This is a genomic window from Halorubrum sp. AJ67 (assembly GCF_000513435.1).
The window spans coordinates 7,542-14,254 of the sequence record NZ_CBVY010000028.1 but is presented as its reverse complement, the minus strand read 5'-3'; the positions used below and the strand labels follow the sequence as shown (position 1 = coordinate 14,254).

General features: G+C 67.4%; 6 protein-coding genes. 3 read left to right on the top strand and 3 right to left on the bottom strand.

Going from position 1 to position 6,713, the window contains the following annotated elements; translation table 11 throughout:
• Nucleotides 1-111 precede the first annotated feature (111 nt).
• The 3 genes from BN903_RS14510 to BN903_RS14500 form a co-directional block, all read right to left on the bottom strand.
• Nucleotides 112-1,491 carry an NCS2 family permease gene (locus BN903_RS14510; RefSeq protein WP_048078407.1) on the bottom strand — a complete coding sequence of 460 codons (1,380 nt, stop codon included), beginning with the start codon at nt 1,489-1,491 and terminating at the stop codon, nt 112-114.
• 126 nt (nt 1,492-1,617) lie between these two features.
• Entirely contained in the window at nt 1,618-2,331 is a 714-nt protein-coding gene (locus tag BN903_RS14505) for a phosphoribosyltransferase family protein (protein WP_048078406.1), read from the bottom strand.
• A 74-nt stretch (nt 2,332-2,405) separates the two neighbouring features.
• Nucleotides 2,406-2,855 (bottom strand): hypothetical protein, encoded by a 450-nt coding sequence (locus tag BN903_RS14500; protein WP_048078405.1) that lies wholly within the window; start codon nt 2,853-2,855, stop codon nt 2,406-2,408.
• A 185-nt stretch (nt 2,856-3,040) separates the two neighbouring features.
• On the opposite strand from BN903_RS14500, the gene BN903_RS14495 reads away from it, so the two are divergent.
• From BN903_RS14495 to BN903_RS14485, 3 genes are all read left to right on the top strand, one after another.
• Nucleotides 3,041-4,684, top strand: a complete 1,644-nt coding sequence (locus BN903_RS14495) for an ABC transporter substrate-binding protein (protein WP_048078404.1) — start codon at nt 3,041-3,043, stop codon at nt 4,682-4,684.
• A 30-nt stretch (nt 4,685-4,714) separates the two neighbouring features.
• Nucleotides 4,715-5,707, top strand: coding sequence for an ABC transporter permease (locus BN903_RS14490; RefSeq protein WP_048078403.1), 993 nt, complete (start codon nt 4,715-4,717; stop codon nt 5,705-5,707).
• A gap of 1 nt (nt 5,708) precedes the next feature.
• The coding region (locus BN903_RS14485; protein WP_048078402.1) for an ABC transporter permease at nt 5,709-6,713 on the top strand (1,005 nt) is incomplete at its 3' end.

Here is a 6,713-nt window from a genome sequence, read left to right as displayed (position 1 = left end):
ACGGAGAAGTCGGCTGAGCGGTCGGTCATGTGTCGGGCCTCGCCCCCGGATTCAGCCCGACGCCTCAAGAGCGCACCGGCGACGCAGCGAGCGGACGCCGCCGCGGTCGCCTCAGAGAATGACGCCGCGCGTCGAGAGCACGTAGTAGGCGGCCAAAAGCGCCGCGATGGCGTACTGACCGAGGGCGACCTCGTCGGCCTCGCCGACGGCGACCTTGATGATCGGGTACGCGACGATGCCGGCCGCCAGTCCGTCGGCGATGGAGTAGGCGAACGGCATCACGGTGACCGTGAGCCCCGCGGAGACGGCCCACGCGGGGTCCGCCCAGTCGACCTCGGTGAGTCCCTGGAGCATCATCACGCCGACCACGATCAGCGCGACGAAGGAGGCGTACGCGGGGATCGCGGCCACCACGGGGATCACGACGAGGGACGCGACGAACAGCAGCGCGACCACCAGGGCGGTCAGTCCGGTTCGGCCGCCCTCCTCGACACCGGTCGACGACTCGATGTACGTCGTCACCGTGGAGGTGCCGAGCACCGCGCCGGCGGTGGTGCCGACCGCGTCCGCCATCAGCGGCCGGTCCATGTCCGGGAGGTCGCCGTCCTCGTCGAGGAAGTCGCCGAACTGCGAGACGCCGATGAGCGTCCCGGCGGTGTCGAAGAAGTCGACGAAGAAGAAGGTGAACACCACGAGCACGAACGTGAGCGGATCGATCCCGGAGAGCCCGTCGAGGAACGCGCCCGCGAGCGGCGTGATGTCGTACTGCGGGGACGGCAGCGAGGTCGGCGTGATCGTCCCGCGGTCGAAGAGGCCGGCGAGGGTGAGCCCCCAGCCGACCAGCGACGTGGTCACGATCCCGAGGACGATAGCCCCGGTGACGTTACGCGCCCACAGCACGAACGTCAACACAAGGCCGAGCACGCCCAGTATCGCCCACGGGTTCCCGAAGATCCCGCCGAGCGTGACCAGCGTCGCGTCGTCGGGGACGACGATCTGGAGCTCTTGGAGTCCGATGAACAGCAGGAACAGCCCGATACCTGCCCCGACCGACCGCTTCACCGGCTCCGGGAACAGCCGAATGACGTACTCGCGTGCGCCGACCGCGGTCAGGATCATGAACAGGACGCCCTCGGCGAACACCGCAGCGAGCGCCGTCTGCCAGGGGATGCCGAGGCCCAACACGACCGTGTACGCGAAGAAGGCGTTGAGCCCGAGCCCCGGCGCGAGCCCGAACGGCCGGTTGGCGTACAGCGCCATCACCGCCGTCGCGAGCGCCGCCGAGAGGATCGTCGCGATGGCGATCATCTGGAACACCTCGCCCTGTCCGTACCCCTCGATCTGGATCGCCTCCGAGAGGATCGCGGGGTTCACGACGATGATGTACGACATCGCCAAAAACGTCGTGAGCCCGGCGATCAGCTCGGTGCGGACGTCCGACCCGTGCGACTCCACGTCGAACCGCTCGGCCAGCGTGTCTGTAAGCCCCATTGAACGCGTGGAGGTTCCCGCGGATCGGGTGATAAGCCTTGCTGAACGAGTCGCAGTATGATCCAGACATATGGATCAGAAAGGCGTCTGAACCGTCTTTCGGCAGCCGAGTATGCGCGAACGTGGCTACTCGAACGTCGTCAGCGCGCCGACCGGCGCGTCGGTGATCGCTCGCGCGCGGTCCATCCCCTCGTCGCCGACCGCGATGAGCGTGAACACGCCGGTGACGTCGGCGTCGCCTTGGAGGGCGATATCGAGGAGGAGCTCCTGCGTCTCCCCCGAGCGGATCAGGTCGTCGACGACGAGGACGGTGTCGCCGGCGTCGATGGCGCTCGCCGGGAGGTAGTAGGTGAGTTCGATCCCGGAGGCGAGCCGCTGGCGCGACTCGATGAACTCCTCGACCGCGGTCTCCTTCGACTTCTTGGCGTACGCGAGCCGCGCGTCGAAGAAGGAGGCCATCGCCGCGCCCAGCGTGATCCCGTCGGTCGCGGCGGTCAGGACCACGTCCGGCGACTCGAACTCGAACGTCTCCGCGGCGACCGGTGCGACCAAGTCGAGGAACGACTGGTCGAAGACGACGCCGGAGTTGTCGACGTACCCCTCGTCGTCGAACTCGACGCGCGCGACCAGCTCGTCGGCGAGCGCCTCGCGCCCGACCGACTCGACGACCTCGCTCGCGCGGTCGGTGCCGGGCAGCACGTGCCCGTTCACGTACCGGTTCAGGTCGCCCGCGGGCAGTCCCGTCACCTCGGACAGCTCCTCGTACGTTCGCGTCTCCTTCAGCATCCGCAACACGGCGACCGCCTGTAGCTGGAGGGCCGCCTTCTCTGCGCGATTCATACAGATGATCGTGATCGCACAACTATGAATACGTCGAAGTCAGACGCCGGTACCGATACCCACGGGCGTGGTTCTCACGCCTCGGGCGCGTCGAAGAACACCGCGGGGTCGTCGATCGCGATCTCGGCGTGATCGCGGTCGTCGAGGGGGCGCAGCCGAACCGTGAGCGCTCCCGACGCCTCGGCGGCCGCGCGCAGCGAGGAGAGGTCGTCGTTCCGGAGGTATGTCGGCACGCAGAGGGCCACCTGCGCCGCCTCGCCGGTCGCGACCACCAGTCGGTACGCGACGCCCCCGGCGGTACCCGCGTACACGTCGACGCCGTCGATCGCGGCGTCCTCGACCGCCGACAGCGCCGTCTCGAACTCCGAGCCCGGCAGCAACACGTCTATCCGGGCGGCGTCGACGACGGGGTTCACGTCGCCGGGGTGGGCCGCCAAGACGTTCCACCCCCGTTCCTCGTAGGCGTCCGCCGTCGACTCCGCGTCGCTCACCACGTCGTCCCACCGGGCTCCGGGGTCGCGCATGTCGACGGCATTCGGTCCCGAACGTACATACTCGTCGGTCTCCGACTATCCCCGATTACCGGTGATATGAGCCGGTAACAGGGTCGAACAAGCGATTCTCGTGTCAGCGGATCGCCAGCAGACGGGAGCGATGGCCGCTCTCTCGGTGCGATAGGTTCATAACGTTCCCTTGTCTGTGACACTCTATGCCTACTGACAACGACGATCACATCGATAGGCGGACGGTGCTCAAGTACGCCGGAACGGCCGGTGCGGTCGGTCTGGCTGGCTGTTCCGGAAACGGCGGCGACGGCGGCGACGGCGGGGACGGCGGCGACGGCTCCGACGGGGGCGACGGGATGGACGGCGACGACGGCTCCGACGGAGAGGACGGATCGGACGGCGGCGACGCCTTCGAACTCGGCGTCACCATGGGGCAGATGGACTCCGGGCTCGACCCGCAGGACCACGCCGAGACCAACACCGAGATCATCGTCGGACAGGCGTACGAAGGCCTTCTCGACCGCGACAAGCAGGGCGGCATCATCGCCGGCCTCGCGAACGAGTGGGAGCGGACCGACGACGGCAGCGTCCGGTTCGTGCTCCGCGACGGTCTCACCTTCCACAACGGCGACGAGGTCACTCCCGAGGACGTCCGGTACAGCATCCGCCGGATCGTCTTCGAGGACGTCGGCATCGTCAGCCCGCAGTCGAACGACCTCGGCGTGGTCGACGAGGTGACGGCCGGCGACGGCGAAGTGACCGTCTCCTTCGAGGGGTACAACCCCATCGCCTTCCAGCTGTTCGCGACGAACGGCGAGATCGTCCAGCAGTCGTGGGTCGAGGAGAACGGCGGCGACTACATTAACCGCAACGCCAACGGGACCGGCCCGTTCCGCGTCACCGAGTACAACTCCGGTACCGAGGTCCTCTACGAGCCGAACGAGGAGTACTGGGACGGCGCGCCGGCGGTCGACGAGCTCAGGATGAGCGCCTCCAGCGAGTCGAGCACGCGGGTCAACCAGCTGCTCGCCGAGGAGACCGACATCGTGACGAACGTTCCCCCGAACGAGGTCTCCCGGGTGAACAACTCCGACGTCGCGACGATCAACTCCGTGGCGAGCGCCCGGATCATCTTCCTCCAGATGCGGTACGACGTGGAGCCGTTCTCCAGCCAGCAGTTCCGGCAGGCGCTGAACCACGCGGTCGACGTCGAGAGCATCATCGAGAACGTGCTCAACGGCTTCGGCAACATCACCGGCCAGCCGACCCTCGAAGGGCACGTCGGCTACAACCCCGACATCGACCCGTACCCGTACGACCCCGACGAGGCCGAGCGGCTCGTTGAGGAGTCCGGCCACGCGGGCGTCGAGATCACCCTGGAGACGCCGATCGGTCGGTACCTCCGAGACGTTCAGATCGCGCAGGCGGCGGCCAGCCAGATCGACTCGCTGCCGAACGTCTCCTGTGAGGTCGAACAGCGGGAGTTCTCCTCGCTCGTTCAGGACGTCACCGCGCCGGACATCGAGGACCGTCCGCATTTCAACCTCCTTGGGTGGGGGAACGCCGAGTTCGACGGGAGCCAGACGCTGACGCCGCTACTCTCTTCGAGCGGCGCGCTGACGGTCTTGGAAAACGACGAGATGGACGGCCTGCTCGAAGACGCCGAGGCCACCGAGGACCCCGACGAGCGCGTCGAGATCCTTCAGGAGGCGAACCAGCTCGCCCACGACCTGGCACCGTGGGTGTTCATGCACCAGCAGTTCAGCGTCTACGGCGTCTCGAACGATATCTCGTGGGAGCCGCGGGCCGACGAGTTCATCGACCCCGACACCGCCACGCAACAGTAACGCCGCCGCCACCTTTCCACACCGTTAGTAATGTCATTCGGCAGATTCGTACTCAAAAGAAGCCTCCAAGGGGTCGGCGTCGTCTGGGGCGTCATCACGGTCGTGTTCGCGCTCCGGTTCGTCACGCCCGGCAGCCCGATCAACGCGGTCGCGCCGCTCGACGCCACCCAGGAGACGCGGCAGGCCATCGCCGCCGAGCTCGGCCTCGACCAACCGCTGTACATCCAGTACGGCCAGTACGTCTTCGACCTGCTTCAGGGCGACATGGGCCGGTCGTACATCAAGGGGCAGGAGGTCACGACGCTCGTGTTCGAACGGCTCCCCGCGACCGTCGAACTCGCGCTCGCCGCCAGCGTCGTCGCGATCGTGCTGGCGATCCCGCTCGGCGTCATCAGCGCCACGAACCGGAACGAGCCGGTCGACTACGGCGCGACGCTTTTATCGCTCGGCGGCATCTCCACCCCGAACTTCTGGCTCGGGATCATGCTCATCCTGATCTTCGCCGTGGAGTTCGACGTGTTCAACACGAGCGGCCGCGGCGTCGACGTCGGCGACGTCGCGCTGTCGGTGATAAGCGCCGAGCCGTTCGTCGGGACGCTGCTCGCGTGGCTCGCGTACATCACGCTGCCCGCGATCGCCTTGGGCACCTACTTCATGGCGCTCATCACCCGACTGACCCGGTCGGGGATGTTGGACGAACTCAGCAAGGGCTACGTACAGGCCGCGCGGGCCAAGGGGCTTCCCCGGACGCTGATCCGGTACAAGCACGCGCTTCGGAACACGCTCATCCCAGTGATCACCGTCCTCGGCTTACAGCTCGGGACGCTGATCGGGGGTGCCGTGATCACGGAGGCGGTGTTCTCGTGGCCCGGCCTCGGCACGCTGGTCATCGAGAGCATCAACCAGCGCGACTGGCCGGCGCTTCAGGGGAGCCTCATCGTCATCGGGACGAGCTTCGTCCTCGTGAACATCCTCGTCGACGTGGTGTACGCGTATCTCGACCCGGAGGTAGTGAACGACTAACATGGTATCTTCACGCGTCATTCGAAATCTCAAAAAGGAGTTCAGAGGGAGCGGGCTCGCGAAGCTCGGGCTGGCGCTGGTGGTCCTCATCACGTTGACCGCCGTGTTCGCCCCATTCGTCGCGCCCCACGACCCGACCGAGCAGCGGCTCGACCAGAGCGAGCTACCGCCGGTCGGCTTCGCGGAGACCACCGAGCGGACCACCTCGGAGATGGTCGACGGCGAAATGCGGACGGTCACCGAGACCGTCGAGATCACCCCCGACCCGCGGTTCGTCTTCGGCACCGACGGGCTCGGCCGCGACATGTTCTCGCGGGTGGTGTACGGCGCTCGGACGTCGCTCGTCGTCGGCGTCCTCGGCACCCTGCTCGCGGCGTCGATCGGCGTCCCCGTCGGCCTGCTCGCCGGCTATCACCGCGGGCGCGTCGACGACGCGCTGATGCGGATCGCGGACATCAGCCTCGCGTTCCCGTCGCTCGTGCTGGCGGTCGCGCTGATCGGACTGTGGGGCCGCGCGGCGGTCGACATCCCCGACCCGTTCGTCGTCGCCGGGCTCGCGCCGGGGATGCCCGAGAGCTTCGTGTTGCCGATAACGGTGGTGATCGTCGTCGGGCTCGTCAACTGGGTGTGGTTCGCCCGCGTCGCCCGCGGGGAGGCGCTCTCCTTGCGCGGGCAGGAGTACGTGAAGGCATCTCGTGCGCTGGGTGCCGACGACAACACGATCATCCTCCGGCACGTCCTGCCGAACGCGGTGACGCCGATCATCGTCCTCGGGACGGTGCAGGTGGCGGCGATAATCCTCTTGGAGAGCTCGCTGTCGTTCCTCGGCTTCTCCGGGACGACGCTGTCGTGGGGCTTCGACATCTCGCAGGGGCGCGACTACATCTCCTCGGGCCAGTGGTGGATCGCCTCGATCCCCGGCCTCGCGATCATGCTGTCGGTGATCGGGATCAACCTGCTCGGCGACTGGCTCCGTGACGCCTTGGACCCCGGCATCGAGGGCGAA